The organism is Pseudomonas sp. 5.2 (assembly GCF_059025405.1).
Window position 1 is genome coordinate 93,565 of sequence record NZ_JBYBHH010000008.1, and the last position, 23,928, is coordinate 117,492.

17 protein-coding genes are annotated in these 23,928 nt (G+C 62.4%); 3 read left to right on the forward strand and 14 right to left on the reverse strand.

Annotated elements, in window-relative coordinates; translation table 11 throughout:
• Positions 1 to 14: 14 nt before the first annotated feature.
• From purF to AC5PZ0_RS14340, 9 genes are all read right to left on the reverse strand, one after another.
• Positions 15 to 1,520, reverse strand: coding sequence for an amidophosphoribosyltransferase (purF, locus tag AC5PZ0_RS14300; protein WP_027596720.1), 1,506 nt, complete (start codon positions 1,518 to 1,520; stop codon positions 15 to 17).
• Between the two features lie 42 nt (positions 1,521 to 1,562).
• Complete coding sequence (locus AC5PZ0_RS14305) at positions 1,563 to 2,120, reverse strand: CvpA family protein (RefSeq protein WP_012313468.1); 558 nt, start codon at positions 2,118 to 2,120, stop codon at positions 1,563 to 1,565.
• 250 nt (positions 2,121 to 2,370) lie between these two features.
• Entirely contained in the window at positions 2,371 to 3,030 is a 660-nt protein-coding gene (locus AC5PZ0_RS14310) for an SPOR domain-containing protein (protein WP_493855231.1), read from the reverse strand.
• Between the two features lie 4 nt (positions 3,031 to 3,034).
• Positions 3,035 to 4,321 carry a bifunctional tetrahydrofolate synthase/dihydrofolate synthase gene (gene folC / locus AC5PZ0_RS14315; RefSeq protein WP_493855232.1) on the reverse strand — a complete coding sequence of 429 codons (1,287 nt, stop codon included), beginning with the start codon at positions 4,319 to 4,321 and terminating at the stop codon, positions 3,035 to 3,037.
• Positions 4,321 to 5,214: an acetyl-CoA carboxylase, carboxyltransferase subunit beta gene (accD, locus tag AC5PZ0_RS14320; protein WP_027596723.1), complete on the reverse strand. Its 894-nt coding sequence runs from the start codon at positions 5,212 to 5,214 to the stop codon at positions 4,321 to 4,323. The genes folC and accD overlap by 1 nt, the downstream gene beginning before the upstream one ends.
• A gap of 218 nt (positions 5,215 to 5,432) precedes the next feature.
• Positions 5,433 to 6,053 carry a phosphoribosylanthranilate isomerase gene (locus AC5PZ0_RS14325; protein WP_099430089.1) on the reverse strand — a complete coding sequence of 207 codons (621 nt, stop codon included), beginning with the start codon at positions 6,051 to 6,053 and terminating at the stop codon, positions 5,433 to 5,435.
• Between the two features lie 59 nt (positions 6,054 to 6,112).
• Positions 6,113 to 6,970, reverse strand: coding sequence for a tRNA pseudouridine(38-40) synthase TruA (gene truA / locus AC5PZ0_RS14330; RefSeq protein WP_027596725.1), 858 nt, complete (start codon positions 6,968 to 6,970; stop codon positions 6,113 to 6,115).
• A 110-nt stretch (positions 6,971 to 7,080) separates the two neighbouring features.
• Positions 7,081 to 9,774 carry a motility hub landmark protein FimV gene (locus AC5PZ0_RS14335; RefSeq protein WP_493855233.1) on the reverse strand — a complete coding sequence of 898 codons (2,694 nt, stop codon included), beginning with the start codon at positions 9,772 to 9,774 and terminating at the stop codon, positions 7,081 to 7,083.
• A 70-nt stretch (positions 9,775 to 9,844) separates the two neighbouring features.
• A complete protein-coding gene (locus tag AC5PZ0_RS14340; protein ID WP_493855234.1) occupies positions 9,845 to 10,849 on the reverse strand; it encodes an aspartate-semialdehyde dehydrogenase in 1,005 nt (334 codons plus the stop codon).
• Between the two features lie 210 nt (positions 10,850 to 11,059).
• On the opposite strand from AC5PZ0_RS14340, the gene AC5PZ0_RS14345 reads away from it, so the two are divergent.
• The gene (locus AC5PZ0_RS14345) at positions 11,060 to 14,134 is read left to right on the forward strand and encodes a TagA domain-containing protein (protein WP_493855235.1); all 3,075 of its coding nucleotides are present in this window, start codon (positions 11,060 to 11,062) and stop codon (positions 14,132 to 14,134) included.
• Positions 14,135 to 14,245: 111 nt separating this feature from the next.
• Here AC5PZ0_RS14345 and asd read toward each other — a convergent pair whose 3' ends face one another.
• The 5 genes from asd to leuC all read right to left on the reverse strand — a co-directional run bounded on the left by asd (position 14,246) and on the right by leuC (position 19,547).
• Positions 14,246 to 15,358 carry an aspartate-semialdehyde dehydrogenase gene (gene asd, locus AC5PZ0_RS14350; protein WP_027596728.1) on the reverse strand — a complete coding sequence of 371 codons (1,113 nt, stop codon included), beginning with the start codon at positions 15,356 to 15,358 and terminating at the stop codon, positions 14,246 to 14,248.
• 63 nt (positions 15,359 to 15,421) lie between these two features.
• A complete protein-coding gene (gene leuB, locus AC5PZ0_RS14355) occupies positions 15,422 to 16,504 on the reverse strand; it encodes a 3-isopropylmalate dehydrogenase (protein ID WP_027596729.1) in 1,083 nt (360 codons plus the stop codon).
• A 54-nt stretch (positions 16,505 to 16,558) separates the two neighbouring features.
• Positions 16,559 to 17,323 carry a class I SAM-dependent methyltransferase gene (locus AC5PZ0_RS14360; RefSeq protein WP_027596730.1) on the reverse strand — a complete coding sequence of 255 codons (765 nt, stop codon included), beginning with the start codon at positions 17,321 to 17,323 and terminating at the stop codon, positions 16,559 to 16,561.
• A 149-nt stretch (positions 17,324 to 17,472) separates the two neighbouring features.
• On the reverse strand, positions 17,473 to 18,117 hold the full coding sequence (gene leuD / locus AC5PZ0_RS14365; protein WP_085273679.1) for a 3-isopropylmalate dehydratase small subunit: 645 nt from the start codon (positions 18,115 to 18,117) through the stop codon (positions 17,473 to 17,475).
• Positions 18,114 to 19,547 (reverse strand): 3-isopropylmalate dehydratase large subunit, encoded by a 1,434-nt coding sequence (gene leuC, locus AC5PZ0_RS14370; protein WP_027596732.1) that lies wholly within the window; start codon positions 19,545 to 19,547, stop codon positions 18,114 to 18,116. Before leuC ends, leuD begins: the two co-directional genes overlap by 4 nt.
• A gap of 130 nt (positions 19,548 to 19,677) precedes the next feature.
• Here leuC and AC5PZ0_RS14375 point away from each other — a divergent pair, with 130 nt between their 5' ends.
• Together AC5PZ0_RS14375 and AC5PZ0_RS14380 are read left to right on the forward strand one after the other, a co-directional pair.
• Positions 19,678 to 20,556, forward strand: a complete 879-nt coding sequence (locus tag AC5PZ0_RS14375; RefSeq protein ID WP_027596733.1) for a LysR family transcriptional regulator — start codon at positions 19,678 to 19,680, stop codon at positions 20,554 to 20,556.
• Positions 20,557 to 20,617: 61 nt separating this feature from the next.
• Positions 20,618 to 23,914, forward strand: coding sequence for a PAS domain S-box protein (locus AC5PZ0_RS14380; RefSeq protein WP_493855236.1), 3,297 nt, complete (start codon positions 20,618 to 20,620; stop codon positions 23,912 to 23,914).
• The last annotated feature ends 14 nt before the right edge of the window (positions 23,915 to 23,928 follow it).

The following is a 23,928-nucleotide window of genomic DNA, read 5'->3' on the forward strand; positions in this document are numbered from 1 at the left end:
CCGTCGCTCCCTAATCAGTTGTTGTAGAGGTCGATGATCGCGCTGACCGCCTGGGTCTTCACCTTCGCCAGGTCGTTACGGGCCTGCTCGATACGATCAAGGTAGGCTGCGTCGATGTCGCCGGTGACGTATTCACCATTGAACACTGCGCAATCGAAGTGCTCGATCTTGATCTTGCCGCCACCGACCGATTCGATCAGGTCCGGCAGGTCCTGGTAAATCAGCCAGTCGGCGCCGATCAACTCGGCCACCTGTTCGGTGGTGCGGTTGTGGGCGATCAGTTCGTGAGCGCTCGGCATGTCGATGCCGTAGACGTTGGGGTAGCGCACCGCAGGGGCTGCGGAGCAGAAGTAGACGTTCTTGGCGCCGGCTTCGCGGGCCATCTGGATGATCTGCTTGCAGGTGGTGCCGCGCACGATCGAGTCGTCCACCAGCATCACGTTCTTGCCGCGGAATTCCAGCTCGATGGCGTTGAGCTTCTGGCGTACCGATTTCTTGCGCGCGGCCTGGCCGGGCATGATGAAGGTACGGCCGATGTAGCGGTTCTTGACGAAACCTTCGCGGAACTTGACGCCGAGGTGGTTGGCCAGCTCCAGCGCCGCAGTGCGGCTGGTGTCCGGGATTGGGATGACCACGTCGATGTTGTGCTCAGGGCGTTCACGCTGGATTTTCTCGGCCAGCTTTTCGCCCATGCGCAGGCGCGCCTTGTACACCGAGACGCCATCCATGATCGAGTCCGGACGGGCCAGGTAGACGTGTTCGAAGATGCACGGCTGCAGTTTCGGGTTTTGCGCACACTGCTTGGTGTACAGCTGGCCTTCTTCGGTGATGTACACCGCTTCGCCCGGCGCCAGGTCGCGGATCAGGGTGAAACCGAGCACGTCCAGGGCGACGCTTTCGGAGGCGATCATGTACTCCACACCTTCGTCGGTGTGACGCTGGCCGAACACCACCGGGCGAATACCGTTCGGGTCACGGAAACCGACGATGCCATAACCGGTGACCATGGCCACTACCGCATAACCACCAACGCAGCGGCTGTGCACGTGGGAAACCGCAGCGAACACGTCTTCTTCGGTCGGCTGCAGCTTGCCGCGTACGGCCAGCTCGTGGGCGAACACGTTCAGCAGCACTTCCGAGTCGGAATTGGTGTTGACGTGGCGCAGGTCGGACTCGTAGATCTCCTTGGCCAACTGCTCGACGTTGGTCAGGTTGCCGTTGTGCGCCAGGGTGATGCCGTACGGCGAGTTGACGTAGAACGGCTGGGCCTCGGCCGAAGTCGAGCTGCCCGCCGTTGGGTAGCGCACGTGGCCGATACCCATGTGGCCGACCAGGCGCTGCATGTGGCGCTGCTGGAAGACATCGCGCACCAGGCCATTATCCTTGCGCAGGAATAACCGGCCGTCATGGCTGGTCACGATACCGGCAGCGTCCTGGCCGCGGTGCTGGAGGACCGTAAGCGCGTCATACAGCGCCTGATTGACGTTCGACTTACCGACGATACCGACGATGCCACACATGCGACGCAACCCCTACTTTGACGAAACTTGAGTGAATAGCGCTCAGGGCTTTGCCGGCCCGAGCAACTGTTCCTTGAACGGGAGATCAGCCGGTGTGCTGATCACCCCACTGGACATCCACTGGCTGGTGAAACCCAGAATCAGGTTTTTCGACCAGTCAGCGACCAAGAGAAATTGTGGTATCAGGCGTGATTCCTGCCACCAGGTGTCTTGTTGAACCGGCCCCAGGCTAAGCAGCCCGATGGCCACTACCACCAGCAAGGCCCCGCGCGCGGCGCCGAAGGCCATGCCGAGGAAACGATCGGTACCCGACAGCCCGGTCACGCGGATCAGCTCGCCGACAAGGAAGTTGACCATGGCCCCCACCAGCAGGGTGGCGACGAAAAGAATGGCGCAGCCTGCGATGATGCGCATCGATGGCGTCTGGATGTAGCTTTCAAGATACACCGAGAGCGAGCCACCGAACATCCAGGCAACCGCACCGGCAATGATCCAGATGAGCAAGGACAAGGCTTCCTTGACGAAGCCGCGCTTGAGACTGATCAGTGTGGAGACGGCGATGATCGCGATGATCGCCCAATCAACCCAGGTAAATGCCACGGTGCTGCCTGCAGACGTTTGAGGCGGCGCATTTTACCAGAGCGGCGAGCTGGGGGTAAGCGGAATGTCGGGCCGATTAGCGATGGCGAAAGGCCGCTCCAATTAAGACTGGATCGCTGCATGGCCTGCACGGTCTGTAGGTCAGCAACCGCCTTATGTTGCTGGTTCTGGCCTCTTCGCTGGCAAGCCAGCTCCCACAGGTGCGGCGATCCGACTTGTCCCGCGAATGGGCTGCAGAGCAGCCCCTGGCTCAACCTTTTTCAGGCTGGAAGCGCACCACAAAGCCTTTGAGGCTGTGCTTGCGGTTGATTGCATCACGTACGCGCTCGGCCTCGGCGCGCTCGATAAGTGGCCCGACGTACACCCGGTTCATACCGCCCGCCGAGCGGATGTAGGCGTTGTAGCCCTGGCTTCGCAACGTCTGCTGCAGGCTTTCTGCCCCGGCACGATTGGACAGGCTGGCCAGCTGGATAGACCAACTGACCGGCAACCCATTCACGTCGATCTTCGACGGCGCTGCCGGCTTGGCGGCGGCAACGGCAGGCGCAGGCGTGGCGGCTGGCTTGGCTTCAACCTTGGGCGCTGGCGGCTTGGCAGCCTGGGCCTGCGTTTGCGTCTGCGGGGATGGCGTAATCGGCTGGCTAGGCGTGCTGGCTGGCGCGGTAGACTCGTCAACCACCACCGGTGGCTGCTGCGGCTCCTCTGCAAGCACCTGCGGCTCCGGCACGGCGACCGGCTCCACTTGCACCTCTGGCAGGCTCGGCATGGCCGGCGCCTGCGGGGCCTCGACACGCACCTGGCGCATCTCGTCCTCGCGGGTGAACAGCATCGGCAGGAAGATCACCGCCAGCGCCACCAGCACCAACGCACCCACCATGCGCTGTTTCATCCCTTTATCCAGCACTGCCATCTACTCAACCCTCCGGGGCCTGCCGCGCCAACCACTCCAGGGCCTGGGCGACACAGAAAAACGAACCGAACAGCAGGACCTGATCATCCGCCGTCGCCTGCGCGCATTGCCCTTCGAGGGCCGCGTCGACGCTGGCATAAGACTTCACCGCGGCGCCGAGGTTCGTCAAGGCGTCAGCCAGTTCTGCGGCCGGACGGCTGCGCGGCGTGTCCAGCGGCGCGACTGCCCAGTCGTCGACCAGCGCCTGCAAAGGCTCGACAACGCCCGGCAGGTCCTTGTCGGCCAGCAGGCCGAACACCGCCAGGCGGCGCCCCTTGACCGGCCTTGCCGCCAGGCGCCGCGCCAGGTACGCCGCAGCATGCGGGTTATGCCCGACATCCAGCAACAGTTCCACACGTTTGCCCTGCCAGCACACTTCACGGCGATCGAGGCGACCGGTGATACGGGTATTGAGCAGCGCCTGGCGCAACTGACTGGCATCCCAGGGCAGGCCCATCAAAAGGTAGGCCTGCAGAGCCAGGGTGGCGTTTTCCATGGGCAGGTCTAGCAATGGCAGATCGCGCAACGCTACCAGGCCACCCTCGGCCGTTTTCCCACGCCAGTGCCAGCTGTCGCCTGTGCTTTCCAGGTCGAAGTCACGCCCACGCAAGAACAACGGCGCCGCCAGCTCATGGGCCTTGTCCAGCAAGGGCTGCGGCGGGTCAAGGTCGCCACACAGCGCCGGCTTGCCAGCACGGAAGATGCCGGCCTTCTCGAAGGCGACAAGCTCACGGGTATCACCCAGGTAATCGACATGGTCGACACCAATGCTGGTCACCAGCGCCAGGTCGGCATCCACCACGTTCACGGTATCCAGACGGCCACCGAGCCCCACTTCGAGCACCACGGCATCCAGCTTGGACTGGTAGAACAACCAGAACGCCGCCAGGGTGCCCATCTCGAAATAGGTCAGGGAAATGTCGCCTCGCGCCGCCTCGACGGCGGCGAAGGCTTCGCACAGGCGCTCATCACTGGCCTCTTGGCCATCGATGAGCACCCGTTCGTTGTAACGCAACAGGTGTGGCGAGCTGTACACGCCCACCTTGAGCCCCTGGGCACGCAGCATCGCGGCAACGAAGGCGCAGGTGGACCCCTTGCCATTGGTGCCAGTGACGGTCACCACGCGCGGCGCCAGCTTGCCCAGCGCCAGGCGGGCAAGCACGTTCTGCGAACGCTCCAGCCCCATGTCGATGGCCGAAGGGTGCAACTGCTCGAGGTAGGCGAGCCATTCGCCCAGGGTTCGCTGTGTCATCACGCGACCGCAGCCGCCTCACGTGCCTGCTCCGGGGTTTCCTGGCCGGTCATCTGGGCCAGCAGACGGGCCAGGCGCGGGCGCAGTTCGCCACGGGAGATGATCAGGTCGATGGCGCCGTGCTCCAGCAGGAACTCGCTGCGCTGGAAGCCTTCTGGCAGCTTCTCGCGTACGGTCTGCTCGATCACGCGCGGGCCGGCAAAGCCGATCAGTGCCTTGGGCTCGCCGACGATGACGTCGCCCAGCATCGCCAGGCTGGCGGAAACGCCGCCGTAGACCGGGTCGGTCAGCACGGAGATGAACGGAATGCCTTCTTCACGCAGGCGCGCCAGCACAGCCGAAGTCTTGGCCATCTGCATCAGCGAGATCAGTGCTTCCTGCATGCGCGCGCCACCGGAGGCCGAGAAACAGACCATCGGGCAGCGGTTTTCCAGGGCGTAGTTGGCGGCGCGAACGAAACGCTCACCGACGATGGCACCCATGGAGCCGCCCATGAAGGAGAATTCGAACGCGCTGACCACGATCGGCATGCCCATCAGGGTACCGCTCATGGAGATCAGCGCGTCTTTTTCGCCGGTCTGCTTCTGCGCACCGGTGAGGCGGTCCTTGTACTTCTTGCCATCGCGGAATTTCAGGCGGTCGACCGGCTCCAGCTCGGCGCCCAGCTCAGCACGGCCTTCGGCGTCGAGGAAGATGTCGATACGCGCACGTGCGCCGATGCGCATGTGGTGGTTGCACTTAGGGCAGACATCGAGGGTCTTTTCCAGCTCCGGACGATACAGCACGGCCTCGCAAGCCGGGCACTTGTGCCACAGGCCTTCAGGCACCGAGCTCTTCTTCACCTCGGAACGCATGATCGAAGGGATCAGTTTGTCGACTAACCAGTTGCTCATGCTTTCTTTCTCCAGTATCGGCGGGCGGGGGCCGGCGTAACCGGCCTGCCCTGCCCTTGAGCTCAAAATCTTTTATGAAACGATGATGGCACGGCCGCCGGGGCTTCCGGCGCGCCACGCCACCGTTAATGTGTTGTTCGCCCACCGCATCGGCGGGCGCCCCGCAGGGGCTGCGATAGCTATGGACGATGGTGCGCCGCCAACCGTCACATCCACCGTCACGCCTGTTGCACCGCACGCATGAAGGCTTCGATCTTTGCCGCATCCTTGATGCCCTTGGCCTGCTCCACCCCGCCGCTGACATCCACCGCATAAGGCCTGACCTGGGCAATGGCCCGGCCGACATTCTGCGCGTCCAGGCCACCGGCCAGGATGATCGGCTTGCTCAGGCGCGCCGGCACCAGCGACCAGTCAAACGCTTCCCCCGTGCCCCCAGGCACGCCGGGCACATAGGTGTCCAGCAAGATACCGCGGGCGCCAGCATAAAGCCGGCAGGCCGCTTCCAGGTCATCACCCGGGCGCACGCGCAAGGCCTTGATCCAGGGGCGATGGAAGCCTTCACAGTCTTGCGGGGTTTCGTCGCCGTGGAACTGTAGCAGGTCCAGGGGAACCACTTCGAGGATCTCGTTCAGCTCGCAACGCGAGGCGTTGACGAACAACCCGACGGTGGTCACGAACGGCGGCAGCTCGGCAATGATCGCGCGCGCCTGGCGCACGTCCACGGCACGCGGGCTCTTGGCGTAGAAGACGAAGCCGATGGCATCGGCCCCCGCCTCGGCGGCAGCCAGCGCGTCTTCGATGCGGGTAATCCCGCAGATCTTGCTGCGAACGTTGCTCATGGACTGCGAACCCTGCTGTATCGGTGAAGGCCGGATGTTAGCAAAAGGCTTTTGGCCCGTCAGTCTGCCAATGCCTCGTAGCCGGTCAAAAAGTGTGGGCCGATGTAACGCTGGGGCAATTGGAAGGCTTCGGGGTATTCCACTTGCACCAGGTACAAACCGTACGGGTGTGCCGTCACCCCACCCTCGCGGCGGTTGCGCCCTTCCAGTACTTCCCGCGCCCAGGTGGCGGGCCGCTCACCCGCGCCGATGGTCATCAACACACCGGCGATGTTGCGCACCATGTGGTGCAGGAACGCCGTGGCGCGCACGTCCAACACGATCATCTGGCCATGGCGAGTGACGCGCAGGTGATGGATGTGCTTGATCGGCGACTTGGCCTGGCACTGGCTGGCGCGGAAGGCGCTGAAGTCGTGGGTACCGAGCAGGAACTCGGCGGCTTCGGCCATGCGTTCGACATCCAGCGGGCGGTGGTTCCAGGTCACCTCCTCGGCCAGGTGCGCGGGGCGGATCGGGTCGTTGTAGATGACGTAGCGGTAACGCCGGGCGGTGGCCTTGAAGCGGGCATGGAAGTCCGCCGGCATCGGGCGCGACCAGACCACGCTGATGTCGTGGGGCAGGTTGAAATTGGTGCCCAGGGTCCAGGCGCGCTCATCGCGAATGGCGCGCGTGTCGAAGTGCACGATTTGCCCGCAACCGTGAACCCCGGCATCAGTTCGCCCGGCACAGATCACGGAAATCGGCTCGTTCGCCACTTTCGACAACGCCTGCTCGAGGGCTTGCTGGACGCTGGGCACGCCGCTGGCCTGGCGCTGCCAGCCGCGGTAGCGCGAGCCCTTGTATTCCACGCCCAGGGCGATGCGGGAGTAGCCTTCAGCCGCGGATTCGGCGGCGGTGTCGATGATGTCCAAAAGCATGAAACCTGTGGTGATTACGCAATGGCGGGATTATAACGACAACGGCAGCCCTGTTGGGCTGCCGTTGGGGGTGGTTACATCTGTTTAGCCGCGAAGCCTCAGAACCGGGCTCAGACCAACCGAGACAACAGGTCCTCGGCTTCCTGACGCTGCGTCCCGTCGCCATCCTTGACGACTTCATCGAGGATGTCACGGGCGCCCTGGTGGTCGCCCATGTCGATGTAGGCGCGCGCCAGGTCGAGTTTGGTGGCGACTTCATCACTGCCAGAGAAGAAGTCGAAGTCCAAGTCGTCCAGCGGCTCGGGCTCGGGCTGCTCAACGGCGTCTTCAGCGGTGAAGTGCGGCTCCAGCGAAGGCGACTCGAGGTTCTGGGACAGCTTGTCCAGCTCGGCGTTGACGTCATCCAGCTCCGAAGCAAAGCTCTTGGCAGCGGGCGAGTCATCCTCCAGCGACAGCGAAAGATCGAAGTCCGACGGCAGGCCCAGTTCGGTGATCGGGTCAAACTCTGGCACGCTGTCGAAGGCTGCCAGCTCGGCGGCAACGTCTACCGGCGCCTCTTCGGCGACAGCCGGGGCCACGGGCTCGCTGACGTCGAGGTCGAAGTCATCAAGATCGGCAACGGGCTGCGGCTCGGCTTGCGCCAGCATCGCTTCGAAATCAGCATCGGCATCGGCGGCAATGTCTGTTTCAGCGCCAGCTTGCAGCTCAGCCTCCACGGCAGCGGGCTGTTCCTCTACCTGCACTTCGTCCAGCACAACTTCGTCCAGCACCGGCTCGTCCAGCACCGGCGCTGCCAACGGGTCTTCCTCGGGCAGGTCTTCACCCAGGCTCAGGTCGAAGTCGCTGTCCAGGTCCGACTCATCAAGCGACGGAACCTCGCTGATGGCCTCGGCCTCAGGCTCGACGATGTCGTCCAGCGCTTGCTCTGCGACAAAATCGGGCTCCGCCAGCACCTCTGGCTCGGCCTCGGGCACGATGTCTTCAACCACCGGCGCCTCAGGCTGATCTTGCAGCAGGCCCTGCACGTACTGCTCATCCATCTCGGCAGCCAACGCTGCCGCACCCAAACCGGCGGCGGCAAGCCCCAGCATGGCTGGGAAACGGCCTTTGAGTTCGTCGACCTGAGCAACATTCTGCTCAGTCGCTGGCAGCACACGCTCCTGCTCGACGAACGCACTGTGATCACCCTGACGGGCATACACTTCCATCAGTTTCAGGCGCAGTACGTCACGCTCAGGCTCAGCGGCAAGGGCCGTTTCAAGCAGCTCTGCGGCATGATTCAGGCGGCCGCTTTGCAGGCTTTGCTCGACTTCCGCCAACAGGGCGGCCGTCGTGTCTGGCTGCGGCGCTGGCTCGGCGAGCGCGACCGCGGGCTTTTCTGCAGCAGTGGCGGCAGCGGCAGACGCCGCGACCACCGCTGGCGACAGCGTTACGCTCGGCGCCGAAACCTCCAGGCCTTCAAAGCTGTCGGCATCGATATCCAGGCCCGCACCCTGCTCTTCCTCAGCCAAGGCCCGCGCCATGCGCAGGTGTTTCTCGGCTTCTTCCTGGGCCTTGCGCTTGCGCATCAACAGCACCAGCAGCAACAACAGCACGAGGAACGCAGACCCTGCAATCAGCCACAGCAGCAACGGGTTGCCGAGCACGCCGTCAGCGCGCGGCTGGGCGTCAGGCACACTGGCCGGCGCGGTATCGACGGCCGCCGGTGCAGGTTTTACGTCCGGCTCGGCATTAGCTGCCGGATTGGCCGGCGCAGGCTCGCCTGGCAGAGCAGCGGCGACTGGCGCCTCACCTGCTGCGCCCTGGGCTTCAAGCCGGGCCAACTGGTCGTTTTTCAGCGCGATCAGACGCTGCAGCTTGTCCAGTTGGCTCTGCAGGTCCGCCATGCGGCTCTTGAGCTCATCGTTGTCACGACGGCTGGTATCGAGGCTTTCCTGGGCCACGGCCAGTTTGTCGTTCAGCCCTTTGGCCGGCGCAGCGCCTGCCTGGTTGCCGGGGCTGACCAGGCGCAGGTTGTCACCCTGGGCAATGCGCTCTGGCGCGGCCTCGGCGGCACCGCGGCGGGTGGCGTCGAGCTGACGGGCACGCGGCCCCAGGCGCCGGCCTTCACGCCAGGCCGCATACTGCTCGGCCACGTCGCGAACCGCCTCACCCTGAGCAATGGCCTGGACTTGTTGCTGGTCGGGCAGGCGCAGTACCTGGCCCACCTTCAACTGGTTGATATTGTTGCCAATGAAGGCGTCCGGGTTCAGCGCCTGGATCGCGATCATGGTCTGCTGAATCGAGCCGCCCTGGCTGTTGCGCGCAGCAATCTGCCACAAGGTGTCGCGGCGCTGGGTGGTGTAGTTGCTGGCGCCCGTCACTGCGGGTGCGACATTGCCTGGCGCAGGCTGTTTGCCCTGGGCCTTGGCCTGGTCGAGCAGGACGCTGTAGTCACGCAGCAGTCGCCCCTGCGGCCACATCACCTGCACCAGAAACTTGACCACAGACCCCGGCAGCGGCTGGCTGGAGGTGACGCGCAGCACGCTCTTGCCGTTGGGGTTGATCACCGGCGTGAATGTCAGGTCTTCGAGGTAAGTCGCAAAGGTTACCCCCGCCTTGCTGAACTCTTCCGGTGGCGCCAGGCTGGGCGCCACTTCGGCGGCAGTGAGGTCGCGCACGTCGAGCAATTCGATCTCGGCGTCCAGCGGCTGATTCTGTGCCGACTTGAGGGTCAGCTCCCCCAAGCCCAACGCATTGGCCATGCCCGACGACAGCGCCGAGGCAGCAGCCATGGCCAGGACCAGTTTGCGAATTCGAAGCATGACCTCTTCCCTTGTATGAATCGTCCCGAAACCTGCATGCAGAGCAGGACAAAAGTGCTCGCAGTATCTTTTACAGCCTGTGTTTAATCAACAATTGCGCCACTTGCACAGCGTTGAGTGCGGCGCCTTTGCGCAGGTTGTCGGTGGTCAGCCAGAGGTTGAGCTGCTGGTCGTCATCGACACCATGGCGTACACGTCCAACATAGACCACGTCTTGGCCCACTGCGTCACCTACCGGCGTCGGATAATCGTCGCGCGCGACCAGTTCGACGCTGCCGGCGCTCTCCAACACAGCATTGACTGCCGCCAGGTCTACCGGTTTACGGCTTTGCACCGCCACACTGAAGCTATCGCCGAAAAACACCGGGACTTGAATGCAGGTCACGGATATCTTCAGTTCGGGCTGCCCCAGCAGCTCGCGCAGCTCGCTGACCAGGCGCCGCTCAAGGCCAGCATGGCCTTGTTCGTCAACCGCACCCACCTGAGCCAGCAGGTTGAACGCCACCTGGCGGTCGAAGAAGCGCGGCTCCAACGGGCGGGCATTGAGCAGCTCGGCGGTTTGACGGGCCAATTCGTTGACCGCTTCGCGGCCTTGGGCAGAGACCGCCAGGTTGGCCATGACCTGCACCCGCTCGATGTCCAGCAGGCCTTTCAGCGGTGCCAGCGCGACAGCCAGGGCAACGGCTGCAGAGCCTGGGCTGGCCAGGCGCGCAGGCAGCTTCAGGTTGGCGATGCTGTCGGCATTGGCTTCCGGCACCACGGCAAGGGCGTCGTCAAGGCCGCCGGACAGGTCGATGACCGTGCAGCCCGCCTGCTGGGCCTTGTTGGCGAAACTGCGGCTGACGCCAGGGCTGGCAGCGAAGAAGGCCAGTTTGACCTGGGCGAAATCGAAACTGTCGACTTCACGCACCTTGATCTTCTTGCCTGCGAACATCACGCTGCTGCCCGCCGACTCCATACTGGCCAGCAGGTGCAGGGTCGCGACCGGAAATGCCAGCTCTTCGAGGATCTGTACGAGGGTTTCACCGACGCTACCGGTGGCGCCGACGACGGCGATGTCCAGGGGTTGGGTCATGGAGGGGATCCTTTTGCTGAAACGGCGGGGGGGCGGCACTTTACTCGGATTATGGAACAACGAACACCCTCAATACGCCAGCCCCTCTGCGACCGACCGTCGAACATCAGGCCGGCCAGAATGACAGGCGCTACCTGACATTTTTGCCAGTATCAGAATTTCTCGATCGCACCCAATCTTGCATGACGTCTATTCATCGAGGCACACGTTATGCGCCCACTCCTGATAACAACGCTGCTGTCATGTTTGGTCACTAGCGCCTGCGTACCTCAGGATTACGGCCCGACTAACTTCGCGGATGCGCCGAGAAATGATCTGCAGGGCGCTCTGGGGGGGCAGGTCGATTTTGCCCAAACGCATGTTGTAGCGGCGACCCGCAGAATCTTCGACCCGTTTCTGGTGCCGCACAAAGCGGCCCTGGTGCTGTTCAGGCCCAACATGCCCGTCACTGACGTGGAAATGACCATAACGCTAGATGGCCGCACCACCACCGTACGCATGGATCGCCCGGAAGCACTTCCAGGCACCGCGGTATATGACCAGGAGAACACCTTCTCTGGAAAGATCATTGAAGGCAGCTACCCGAAGTTCAGGGAAAACACGTTCACCTATCAGATACCCTGGAACCTGTTCACCGCCGATGCACGCATCAGTTTTCAGCAAGCTGGCAACCCGAGCAATCAAGGCTCGTTACCCGCTGACAAATTCGTGTTCATGACCCCTGAAAGCGAGGGGCTGACGCTGATGAACATCAAGGGCTGCATCTTCAAGGATGAGTCGACGTGCAGGGATACCCTCGATCAGTTCGACGGTGAGTACAACCCCACTGCCGCGCGTATTGCAGCACGGGAAATGCTTTCCGAAGTGCCCACTCAGCGCCTTCACCTAGGCACCGGCAAGGCCTACTGGCCACGCATCATTGCTATGGGGCCCGATCAAAAGCCGCATGTTTACGACAAGAGGAATGGCATGGAGTGGGCTGTGTTCGGCGACAAAACGTTACCGGCCAAAGTGGGCATGGGCCATTACTGGCGCGCGGCTTCGAACCTGGGCGACAAGAAAGCAGGATACCCTGTGGCCATTACGGGGCAATTGCTCGACACGCCAGAAGACATGCCTCCATTGCCGCCAGGCGTAGCCGCCAGTTGTGGAGGTAACAGCTGTAATTACCCTTACTTCCCCGATGGCTTCTGGCATGAAACAGGCCACGCCTTTGGCCTTCCTCACGATACACCCCCACGCTACGAAGACTGGTCGTATAGGGCGTATGACAATGTCTTTCTGCCACACACACACCCTGACCCACACCGTTATCGGCTGCCGGTGGACTACCTGGGATTGCATTACTTCGGTCACGTTGTTGGATCACTCTCCGCCCCTCCTTGGGCTTCCGGTCCCGCTTCGGCGCCCTTGATTGACGAGTTCGAAAAACTGGGCCTGAAATCGACAGAGGGTGCTAGCTGGAAACGCTATATCGCACCCTATACCCCCCAGCAGACGTTGCGTGTACAGCAGCGCTTCGGACGGCTACCGGACGGCGCAAAGTACGCTGAATTGGGTGACGACCACCGCCCCCCGGCCATTGGTGTCACTGCCGTTGCCGCCAAGGAACGCAAAGGCCTTGCAGTGACTCCCCCCTCTCACGGCCTCCCTGACTCAGGCATTCAGCAACCTGCCCCCCCGCTGTCGTTGCTTTCGCCCGAATCAAATCAAGTCCCTATTGAAACTGCAGTGCCGGTACATACCTTGGTGGCGACCTTTTCAGACCCGTCCCACAATCGGGACGGCATCAACCAAATCTATCCGGCCATTTTGAGCAACTATGGGAATGTCTTCAGGCCTGCACAGTTATCCGCCAGTGCTGCGACCCGCCCACAGCGCAGCGCGAGCTATTCCGTATTGATGACGACAACCTCGCAATGCCTCGCCTCGGATAACGACCTGCTGGTATTGAAAGCTTGCGATGACGAATCGGCTCAATTAACCATAGAAACCGTACCCCCTAATAACGCAGCGGAAGCGCCCTACGTGCCGATTGTCATCGTGCGTAACAGGGAGGGAAAATGCCTGGAATTCAATTTTCACTTTCGCAGTTGCGTCAACGCCGAACGACAAGTTCGCTGGCGCGGCCGCATAGACCTCACGAATCATTCTCGCCTGCTGAAGCTGCAAGAGAGCAACACAGGCAAATTCATTACCCCCACTGGCCCCCGCGACCTGGCCTTGCTCCCCAATAGCAGCGATAACGAATTGCAACATTTCATGCCAGGCGACGATCACAACCCGCACAGTTATCGGGTCGATATTCATTACGCCAGCGGCGCCGTCGAAACACACCCACTCTACGCCGGCCCCATCGCGAAAGACACATTGAAAACGGCCGTTTTCAATGTCAACTCCCAGCGCAAACCTGTTAAAGCGGTGCTCAAGGTGGATAACGCCGTCGTTTATGAGCGACAACTGGAAGATAACCGCCTTCCCCTGGTCATCAGCATGGGGGCTGAGCACGGCGAGCAGATAAATCAGGTCTGGGAGCCGCAATATCTGTATTCAAAAGAACGGAACGCCTGCCTAACAGCCACCGATCATGGTTTGAAACTTGCGACCTGCAATGCGGACGCAATTTGGCGCCTCCCCCCCAAGAATATGTTCCCCCATCAGTTCGACGCATACGAGCCAGTCGACCTCTCGGGCCGTTGCATCAACGCCCGTCTAGCAACTGGCGAATGCCATTTCCCGCGCAAAGATACCGTTTGGTGGACACGCCAAGACCTGACCCAGACCCCTTCTGACATCTATCTACAGGAACTGACTACCGGAAAGTTCATCACCACCACGCAAGGTAACGACACCCCAGTGCTTGCCCCGCTGACCTACAGCCCAGGCCAACGTTTCCAGAAACAAGTGCTAGTGAAGCACACAGTGGTGCATAAAAATCGCTGCCTGATAACTTCGGGCGAAACAGTAGCAATGTCGACCTGCGAGCCCAATCACCTGAAACGCTGGTACTGGATCAGCACGACCAACATGCCAGGTGGAAGTAACGAGATCACACTCATGAACGGCGCTGGCCAATGCCTGAACGACGAGTTGAAGCTTCAGGGGTGCGCGCAACCGCGTGCGGACAGACTCACCTGGTTAATGCTAAGCGCGCAGCTCTACACGATTCGACTTCAGAACAAGAAGACTGGTCAATTCCTGGATGTAGGGCAGGATGGTACGGTTTCGCTTAAACCCTTGGGGGGTGACTCTCAGTTCTTTAGCTACGGACTTGACCTGCCGTGATTGCAGCTGACAAACCGCTCGATCGCGCATGAGCTGCCCATCGCCAACGCTGTGCAAAAAAAAGCCCTGCAAGGCCAACGCCTTGCAGGGCTTCGAACGCTCAAACCCGGTTCAACGTTCCAGCAGAATCCGCAGCATGCGGCGCAGCGGCTCGGCAGCGCCCCACAACAGCTGGTCGCCGACGGTGAACGCGCCCAGGTACTGAGAACCCATGTTCAGCTTGCGCAGGCGACCTACCGGAATGTTCAGGGTACCGGTGACATTGGTCGGGCTCAGCTCCTGCATGCTGATCTCGCGCTGGTTCGGCACCAGCTTCACCCACGGGTTGTGCTGGCTGATCATGCCTTCGATATCGGCCAGCGGCACGTCCTTGTTCAGCTTGATGGTCAGCGCCTGGCTGTGGCAGCGCATGGCGCCGATGCGCACGCAGATGCCATCGACCGGGATCGGGCTCTTGAAGCGGCCGAGGATCTTGTTGGTTTCGGCCTGGGCCTTCCACTCTTCACGGCTCTGGCCGTTCGGCAGTTCCTTGTCGATCCACGGGATCAGGCTGCCAGCCAGCGGCACGCCGAAGTTCTCGGTCGGGTAGGCTTCGCTGCGCATGGCCTCGGCGACCTTGCGGTCGATGTCGAGAATGGCGCTGGCCGGGTTGGCCAGGTCATCGGCCACAGCCGCGTGGGTAGCGCCCATCTGCTTGATCAGCTCACGCATGTTCTGCGCGCCGGCACCGGAGGCCGCCTGATAGGTCATGGCGCTCATCCACTCGACCAGGCCAGCTTCGAACAGGCCGCCCAGGCCCATCAGCATCAGGCTGACGGTGCAGTTGCCGCCGATGTAGTTCTTGGTACCGGCGTCGAGCTGCTGGTCGATCACCTTGCGGTTGACCGGGTCGAGCACGATCACTGCATCGTCCTGCATACGCAGCGACGAGGCGGCATCGATCCAGTAACCCTGCCAGCCCGCTTCACGCAGCTTGGGGAAGACCTCGTTGGTGTAGTCGCCGCCCTGACAGGTCAGGATCACGTCGAGGGTCTTGAGTTCTTCAATCGAATAAGCGTCCTTGAGCGGAGCAATATCCTTGCCCACGTTCGGGCCCTGGCCACCGACATTGGAGGTGGTGAAGAACACCGGCTCGATAAGGTCGAAATCCTGCTCCTCCAGCATCCGCTGCATGAGCACGGAACCGACCATACCGCGCCAACCGATCAGACCTACACGTTTCATCGCAACTACACCTTTGCTAAAAGTGGGCCGCCACCGACCAAAAACGGTGGCGGGCCAGAGAGATTACAGATTCCGCAGCGCTGCGACTACTGCGTCGCCCATTTCCTGCGTGCCTACTTTGTCGCAGCCGGCCGACCAGATGTCACCGGTGCGCAGCCCTTGGTCCAGCACCAGGCTGACCGCCTGCTCGATGGCCTCGGCGGCAGCGTGCTGGTTGAAGCTGTAACGCAGCATCATCGACACCGACAAAATGGTCGCCAGCGGGTTGGCGATGCCCTGCCCGGCGATGTCCGGCGCCGAGCCGTGGCACGGCTCGTACATGCCCTTGTTGTTGGCATCCAGCGACGCCGACGGCAGCATGCCGATGGAACCGGTCAGCATGGAAGCTTCATCCGACAGGATGTCACCGAACATGTTGTCGGTCACTACCACGTCGAACTGCTTGGGCGCGCGCACCAGCTGCATGGCCGCGTTGTCCACGTACATGTGGCTCAGCTCGACATCCGGGTAATCCTTGGCCACGTCTTCGACCACTTCGCGCCACAACTGGCTGGACGCCAGAACGTTGGCCTTGTCCACCGAACACAGCTTCTTGCCGCGCACACGGGCCATGTCGAAGCCGACGCGGGCAATACGGCGCACTTCGCTTTCGCTGTAGGGCAGCGTGTCATACGCCTGGCGCTCGCCGCCTTCGAGTTCACGCTGGCCACGTGGCGCGCCGAAATAGATGCCACCGGTCAGTTCGCGAACGATGAGGATATCCAGGCCCGAGACGATTTCCGGCTTGAGCGACGAGGCATCGGCCAGTTGCGGATAGAGGATGGCCGGGCGCAGGTTGGCGAACAGGCCCAATTGCGAACGGATTTTCAGCAGGCCGCGCTCAGGGCGGATGTCACGCTCGATCTTGTCCCATTTCGGGCCACCCACAGCGCCCAGCAACACGGCATCGGCCTGGCGCGCACGTTCCAGGGTCTCGTCAGCCAGCGGTACGCCGTGCTTGTCGATGGCCGCGCCACCAATCACGTCGTGGGCCAGGCTGAAGCCGAGCTGGAACTTGTCGTTGGCCAGCTCCAGCACCTTGACCGCCTCGGCCATGATTTCCGGACCAATGCCATCACCTGGGAGAATCAGAATCTGCTTGCTCATGCTTTCCTCTATCCATTCAAGCGGTGCGGCCAGCTCGGCCACACCGAAAAAAACTCAGCGCTCAGCCCACAGTACCAGCACATCGGTGCTGAACGAGCCGTCGGCTTCGATCTGGTAATACTGCCGCACTTCCTCGCCCATGGCTTGCTGCAATTGGCGTATGGCCACACGCATGGGTTCGGGGGTACGCATACGCTCGACCCAGGTGCCAAACTCCAGGCGCAGCGGCTGCCGGGTGTGGCTGCGCACATACAGGCCGGCTTCGCTGACTTGGCGCTGCCATTCGGCGACGGAATAGTCGCGCACGTGGCTGGTGTCGCGCAGCACCTCGACGGTTTGCAGGTAGGTGTCGAGCAACGGGCTGCCCGGCGACATGACATCGATGAAGGCCGCCACACCGCCCGGTTTCAGCACGCGGCGCACTTCGCGCAGGGCCAGGCCCAGGTCGCTCCAGTGGTGTGCCGAGTAGCGGCTGAAAACGAAGTCGAACGAGGCGTCGGCGAACGGCAGGCGTTCGGCGGCGCCGCGCTGCGTGGTGATATTGCCCAGGCCACGGTCGGCGGCGGCGCTGGCAACCACGTCGAGCATGGACTGCGACAGGTCGTAAGCGACCACTTCGGCGACCAGGGGCGCAACGTGGAAACTGACATGCCCGGCACCGCAGCCCAGGTCCAGCACGCGGGCCTCGGCCTGGCCGGCCAGCGCGGCTTGCAGCAGGGCGAATTCGGTGCCCTGGGCGTGTACGGCGCTGCTGAGGTAGGCGTTGGCCTGCTCGCCGAACTGGCGTTGGACCACGTCGGTGTGGGTGGTGCTGGTCATGTATAAATCCTTTTGGTTTCTTGTTGCCTTTACCGGCCCTTTCGCGGGTAAACCCGCTCCCACAGGTACTGCACAAGACTTTAGGGCAGAGGAGTTCCTGTGGGAGCGGGCTTGCCCCGCGAAGGGGCCAACCCTGTCACCTACGCCTATCAGGCATCCCGAAACAGCCAAGGCTGGCTGGCGCGGTGCTTGACTTCGAAGGCCTTGATCGAATCGCCGTCCTGCAAGGTCAGGCCGATGTCATCGAGGCCGTTGAGCAAGCAGTGCTTGCGGAACGCGTCGATCTCGAAGTGCAGCACCTTGCCATCAGGACGGGTCACGGCCTGGGCTTGCAGGTCGATGGTCAGCTGATAGCCAGGGTTGGCTTCGACCTGCTTGAACAGCTCGTCGACTTCCTCATCGCTGAGGATGATCGGCAGCAAGCCGTTCTTGAAGCTGTTGTTGAAGAAGATGTCGGCAAAGCTCGGTGCGATGACGCTGCGGAAGCCGTACTCGTCCAACGCCCATGGCGCGTGTTCGCGGCTCGAACCGCAACCGAAGTTTTCCCGCGCCAGCAACACGCTGGCACCCTGGTAGCGCGCGTGGTTAAGCACGAACTCTTCGTTCAACGGGCGCTTGCTGTTGTCCTGGTAGGGCTGGCCCACGTCCAGGTAGCGCCACTCGTCGAACAGGTTGGGGCCGAAGCCGGTGCGCTTGATCGACTTGAGAAACTGCTTGGGGATGATCTGGTCGGTGTCGACGTTGGCACGGTCCAACGGCGCGACGAGGCCAGTGTGCTGGGTAAAGGCTTTCATGCTGCGCTCCCTTGGATCAACTCGCGGACATCGATGAAGTGGCCAGTCACCGCAGCGGCGGCGGCCATGGCCGGGCTGACCAGGTGGGTACGACCACCGGCACCCTGGCGGCCTTCAAAGTTGCGGTTGGACGTCGAAGCACAGTGCTCGCCGCTTTCCAGGCGGTCCGGGTTCATCGCCAGGCACATCGAGCAACCCGGCTCGCGCCACTCGAAGCCGGCTTCGAGGAAGATCTTGTCCAGGCCTTCACGCTCGGCTTGCGCCTTCACCAGGCCCGAGCCCGGGACGACAATGGCCTGCTTGACGGTAGCGGCCACTTTGCGGCCCTTGGCGATTTCGGCCGCGGCGCGCAAGTCTTCGATTCGCGAGTTGGTGCACGAGCCGATGAACACGCGGTCCAGCTGAATATCGGTGATCGCCTGGTTGGCGGTCAGGCCCATGTACTTCAAGGCACGCTCGATCGAGCCCCGCTTGACCAGGTCAGCTTCGGCAGCTGGGTCCGGTACGCGCTGATCAACGGCCAACACCATCTCGGGCGATGTGCCCCAGCTGACCTGTGGCTTGATTTGCGCGGCATCCAGTTCGACCACGGTGTCGAACACGGCGTCTTCATCGGAGACGAGGTCTTTCCACGACTCGACGGCTTGCTTCCATTGCTCGCCCTTCGGTGCATAGGGGCGGCCTTCGACATAGGCGACGGTGGTGGCATCGGTCGCCACCAGGCCCACGCGGGCACCGGCTTCGATCGACATGTTGCAGATGGTCATGCGGCCTTCCATGGACAAGCCACGGATCGCGCTGCCGGCGAATTCCATGGCGTGGCCGTTGCCACCCGCGGTGCCGATCTTGCCGATGACGGCGAGGACGATGTCCTTGGCAGTGACGCCGGCAGGCAATTCGCCTTCGACGCGCACCAGCATGTTCTTCATCTTCTTGGCGACCAGGCACTGGGTGGCGAGCACATGCTCGACCTCGGAGGTGCCGATGCCGTGGGCCAAGGCACCGAAAGCGCCATGGGTGGACGTGTGCGAATCGCCGCAGACCACGGTCATGCCCGGCAAGGTGGCACCTTGCTCCGGGCTGATGACGTGGACGATGCCCTGGCGCTCGTCATTCATCTTGAATTCGACGATGCCGTACTCGTCACAGTTCTCATCGAGGGTCTGCACCTGGAGGCGCGACACCTGGTCGACGATGGCGTCGATACCGCCCTTGCGCTCTGGCGTGGTCGGCACGTTGTGATCAGGGGTGGCGATGTTGGTATCGATGCGCCATGGCTTGCGGTTCGCCAGGCGCAGGCCTTCGAAGGCCTGGGGCGACGTCACTTCGTGGATGATGTGGCGGTCGATGTAGATCAAGGACGAGCCGTCATCACGGCGCTTGACCTCATGGGCTTCCCAGAGTTTGTCGTAGAGCGTTTTGCCAGCCATCAGACTGTTCCTCATCAGCGTCTTTCTATGCCAAAGACCCCTTGGCTTGTACGGACGATGCTATGGCGATAGATTGAATAACTCAAATTCATAATTTTTATGCTTTGCATAACCACCAGGAATCTGAAAGATGGATCTGGCCAACCTCAGCGCTTTTATCGCCATTGCCGAGACCGGCAGCTTCTCGGGGGCCGGCGAACGCTTGCACCTGACCCAGCCCGCCATCAGCAAACGCATCGCCGGGCTTGAGCAGCAATTGGATGTGCGCCTGTTCGACCGCTTGGGTCGTGAAGTGACCCTGACCGAGGCCGGGCGGGCGCTGTTGCCACGGGCCTATCAAATTCTCAATGTGCTTGATGATACCCGACGCGCGCTGACCAATTTGACGGGGGAAGTGAGTGGTCGGTTGACCCTGGCCACCAGCCACCATATCGGCTTGCACCGCTTGCCCCCGCTTTTACGGGCCTTTACCCGGCAGTACCCTTCGGTGGCGTTGGATATTCAGTTCATGGACTCAGAAGCTGCCTACGACGAGATACTCCATGGCCGCGCTGAAATTGCCGTTATCACCCTGGCACCAGAGCCCCACCACCTGATCAAGGCGATCCCGGTGTGGGACGACGCGCTGGACTTCGTGGCGGCCCCGGAACACCCGCTGGCCAACAACCATGCGGTCAGCCTGGCCGATGTCGCGCGCCACCCGGCAGTCTTCCCCGGTGGTAATACCTTTACACACCACATCGTCCAGCGGCTGTTCGAAAGCCAGGGCCTGACGCCGAACATCGCCATGAGCACCAACTACCTGGAAACCATCAAGATGATGGTTTCCATCGGCCTGGCCTGGAGCGTGCTGCCGCGCACCATGCTCGATGATCAGGTTGCACCCATCGCTTTACCCGGCATACAGCTGTCGCGCCAGCTAGGCTACATTCTGCACACGGAGCGAACGCTATCGAATGCGGCGAGGGCCTTCATGGCCCTGCTCGACAGCCATGCAGGGTCCGCCTGACCGGTCGTCAGTACGGCATTTCCAACTCAAGGACGCGTCAAACGCCAAAGGTCTGGTACCAATGCCCAAATCAGCAAACCGCTTTCCGCGCCTGCCGCGCATTCCTGCGGCCGACCCACAGGAATCCGAACAGGCCTGGCAAAACGCCCCGCAACTGCTCGCCGCGCTCAACGGCGCCCGCCTGGGGGCCTGGCTGTGGGACATCGAAACCGGCCGGGTCAGCTGGTCACGCGGTACCCAGGCGCTGTTCGGTTTCGACCCGCTACGCCCGCTGCCCAACGACATCGACTACCTCGACCTGCTGCCCGAAGAAGACCGCGCACGCACCCGCCAGCTGTTCCAGGCAGTGGTCAACGGCGAACCCGTGGAGCAAGCCATGCGCCACCGCATCCGCTGGCCGGATGGCAGCCTGCACTGGCTTGAGATCAACGGCAGCCTGACCCACGACCGCCACGGCCGACCGCAGATGATCGGGGTCATCCGTGAGATAACCCGCCAGCGCGAGCGCGAAACGGCGCTGATCAACTCGGAAAAACGCTTTGCCACGCTGTTCCACCTGAGCCCCAATGCCATCCTCCTGACCCGCCGCCACGACGGCATGATCTTCGAGGTCAACCAGCATTTCGAAGACATGTTCGGCTGGCCAGGCAGCCAGGTGATCGGCAAGACCAGCCTGGAGCTGGGTCTGTGGGTGCACCCCGAGCAGCGCCCGCAACTGCTGGACGCTACCCGCGCCAGCGGTGGCCCACTGATCATGGAAGTGCAGTTCCGGGCCAGCAATGACAAGGTGCACGACGGCATCCTCTGCACCCAGGCCATCGAACTGGAGGGGGTGACGTTTTTGCTCAGCACCTTCGTCGACACTACCGAACGCAAGCGTGCCGAACAGGCCCTCAAGGACAGCCAGGAACGCCTCGACCTGGCCCTGGACTCAGCCCAGCTGGGCACCTGGGACTGGCACATCCCCAGCGGCATGCTCTATGGCTCGGCCCGTGCCGCGCAACTGCACGGGCTGGACCCGATCCCCTTCCACGAATCGTTCGATGCCTTCTTCGAGGGCGTACCGGAGGAAGAGCGCAATGTCATGCGCCAGGCCTACCGCAGCCTGCGCGAAGGGCCTGCGGGCAATTACCAGATCACTTACCGCGTGCAGCTGGAGAACGGCGCGTCACGCTATATCGAAAGCCGCGCACGGCTGTACCGGGACGACCAAGGCAACCCCTTGCGCATGGCCGGCACCCTGCTGGACATCACCGACCAGGTCGAGCGCGAGCAACGCCTCAGCGCCTCGGAAGAAAAATTCGCCAGCCTGTTCCAGGTCAGCCCTGACCCCATCTGCGTGACCCGCCAGGACACCGGCCAGTTCATCGAGATCAACCCGGCCTTTACCCAGACGTTCGGCTGGAGCGCCGACCAGGTGATCGGCCGCACCGCCGAGGAAATCGGCCTGTGGGCTGAGTCCATCGAACGTGCGCAACGCATCGAGCGGGTGATCCGCGAACAGGCCTTGAGCAACGTGGCGGTGGTGGTCAACCATCGCAACGGCGCGCCCTTGACCTGCGTGATATCCAGCTGCCTGATCAGCGTCGATGACCAACCCTGCAGCGTCACCACCCTGCGCGACATTACCCAGCAGCAACGGGCCGAGGCGGCGCTGAAATCCAGCGAAGAGAAGTTCGCCAAGGCCTTCCACTCAAGCCCTGATGCCATCACCATCACCGAGCGCTACAGCGGCCGCTACCTGGAAATCAACGACGGTTTCTGCCGGCTCACCGGCTACAGCGCGGCAGAAGTGGTCGGGCGCAGCGTGTATGAACTGGGCATCTGGGCCGATGACAAGCAGCGCAGCGCCCTGCTCGCCGAGCTCAAAGAGCGTGGCCGGGTGCACCATCGGGAGATGCTCGGGCGCAATAAGCGCGGCGATATCCTCACCGTCGAAGTGTCGGTGGAACCGATCACCCTCAACGAGACCGACTGCCTGCTGCTGACCGCCCGCGATGTCAGCCAACTGAAAAATGCCCAGGCGCAGATCCGCCACCTGGCGTACCACGACCCGCTGACCAACCTGCCCAACCGCGCCCTGCTGATGGACCGCCTGAGCCAGCAGATCGCCCTGCTCAAGCGCCACAACCTGCGTGGCGCGCTGCTGTTCCTTGACCTCGACCACTTCAAGCACATCAACGATTCCTTGGGCCACCCGGTAGGCGATACGGTACTGAAGATCATCACCGCGCGCCTGGAGGCCAGCGTGCGCCTGGAAGACACCGTGGCGCGGCTGGGGGGCGATGAATTCGTGGTGCTGCTCAGCGGCCTGGAAGGCAGCCGCGAACAGGTCGAAAGCAAAGTGCGCGAGCTGGCCGATACCCTGCGCGAACTGCTGGCCGAACCGATGTCGCTGGATGGCCAGCGCCTGCAGGTAACCCCCAGCATCGGCGTGGCGCTGATCCCCGACCACGGCACTACCCCTGCCGACCTGCTCAAGCGTGCCGATATCGCCCTGTACCGGGCCAAAGATTCCGGGCGCAATACCACCCAGTTGTTCCACACCACCATGCAAAAGGCTGCCAGCGAGCGCCTGCGCATGGAAAACGACCTGCGCCTGGCGCTCGCACGGGGTGAGCTGGCCTTGCACTTCCAGCCCCAGGTGGATGCCCGCGACAACCGTATCGTCGGTGCCGAAGTGCTGCTGCGCTGGCACCACCCGCAGCTCGGACAGCAGCCACCGGCACAGTTCATTCAGGTACTGGAAGAAAGCGGCCTGATCCTCGAAGTAGGCAGCTGGATCCTCGACGAAGCCTGCGACGCCTGCGCGCGCATGCTTATGGACGGGTTGATCGACGCCGATGATTTTAGCCTGTGCGTAAACATCAGCCCGCGGCAGTTCCGCCAAAACGATTTCGTCGGGCGGGTGCTGCGCAGCCTGGACGACTACCGCTTGCCACGGCGGATGCTGAAGCTGGAAATCACCGAAGGCATCGTCATCCAGAACCTGGAAGACACCATCAGCAAGATGCGCGAGCTGAAGCGTTACGGGGTAAGTTTTGCCATGGACGACTTCGGCACGGGCTATTCGTCACTGACCTACCTCAAGCGCTTGCCGGTGGATGCACTGAAGATCGACCAGACGTTCGTGCGCGACGCACCGATAGACCCTAACGACGCCGAGATCGTCCGCGCCATCGTCGCCATGGCCCACAGCCTGGACCTGGCGGTAATTGCCGAAGGGGTGGAGCTGACCGAGCAACTGGAGTTTCTGGAGAAACTGGGCTGCCATTTGTATCAAGGGTATCTGCACAGCCGGCCGCTGCCGTTGCAGGAATTCCGGCAGATGCTGCTGGAAGCGCCTGCGGATTACTGACTGCCCGCACGCAA